The following is a 1,213-nucleotide window of genomic DNA, read 5'->3' on the forward strand; positions in this document are numbered from 1 at the left end:
GCTCATCTACGACCGCATGTCCGCGAAGGCCGAACAGGAGCGCCGCGACGAGGCTCGCCGGATCAACAAGGCCAATGCACGCCGCGCGCTTGAAATGAAAAAGCGTGCGCAAAGGCCCGATCACCCCGAATCCACCACGGCCCATGAGGGCATGCGCAACATCCCCTCCCGCTCATAAAGCACTAATGCAGCGATAAGCCGGCGAAGCCCGTCGCCGGCCTATCGTCGTTTGAAAAAGCGATGAAGCCGCTCGCTGGCCTCCGGTGGCCAGAACGCGATGAGCGCGACGATGAGCGCCATCAGAAACAGAGTGACGAAAATCTGGACGACGCCGAAAAGCGGCGCGTCGCCGGCAATGATCCAGCCGGTCAGGACGCCGCCGGCGATCATCAGAGCGCGAACGATCCAGCCGATCATGAGATTCCCTCGGGCCGCGCCTGATGTGGGCGCCAGACGAAATTCTTCGATACGGCATCGTCGAGGTTCCGAAAAGAGCAAAACAGGGCAGCGGCCGCGCTCAATAGCCTTCCCACAAGCCGGGCGTCGCAAGCTCCAGCAGATGCCCGTCGGGGTCCCGGAAATAGACGCTGACGCCGCCCCGCGGCCATTTCGTTCGGCCTTCCAGCGAGACCCCGGCCTGGGCGAGATGGTCTTCCCATTCCCGCAACTCGCCGGCCGGGATGGAAAACGCCACGTGGACAGGTCCCTGCCCGTCATGCGGTGGAATGGTTCCCCCCGGGGTCTCGATCGTCCGGAGGGACTGGCCCTGCGGGAAGAGCAGCAGCACCCCTTTTCCGCCTACGTCGTAAGCCCGCATCCGACGGTCGGCATGAAGGCTCGGAAGGCCGAGAACGGAACCGTAGAAGTCGCCCGCGCGATCCAGATCCGAGACATACAAGGCAGTTTCGAGGATGCGTTCGATTTTCGGCATGGCCTTCCCAAATCTGCGTCGGCGCAGTCTCTCGCGAAAGTTGGGTTAGGAACAGCGTTAGGAACAGCTTTCGCCGCCGCCGGATATTCCCATCACTATATTTGACTTGGTGCAACGTTATGGCGGAGACGGAGGGATTCGAACCCTCGATACCCTTTTGGGGTATGCTCATTTAGCAAACGAGTGCCTTCAGCCGCTCGGCCACGTCTCCGGGCGCAAAAACAAGAAAATCCTTGGGAAATCTCGCTTCGCACAGGTGGCGCAATAGACGCGAACAGGGGG

General features: G+C 61.4%; 2 protein-coding genes and 1 tRNA gene. All 3 read right to left on the reverse strand.

Annotation, left to right across the window (positions count from 1 at the left end; genetic code table 11):
• Positions 1–219 precede the first annotated feature (219 nt).
• The gene (locus tag AC1DVM_RS23155) at positions 220–417 is read right to left on the reverse strand and encodes a hypothetical protein (RefSeq protein WP_477258490.1); all 198 of its coding nucleotides are present in this window, start codon (positions 415–417) and stop codon (positions 220–222) included.
• A 100-nt stretch (positions 418–517) separates the two neighbouring features.
• Positions 518–931 (reverse strand): VOC family protein, encoded by a 414-nt coding sequence (locus AC1DVM_RS23160; RefSeq protein ID WP_477258492.1) that lies wholly within the window; start codon positions 929–931, stop codon positions 518–520.
• 120 nt (positions 932–1,051) lie between these two features.
• A tRNA-Ser gene (locus AC1DVM_RS23165) sits at positions 1,052–1,142 on the reverse strand.
• Positions 1,143–1,213 lie beyond the last annotated feature (71 nt).

Source organism: Microvirga sp. P4_A5 (genome assembly GCF_056402495.1).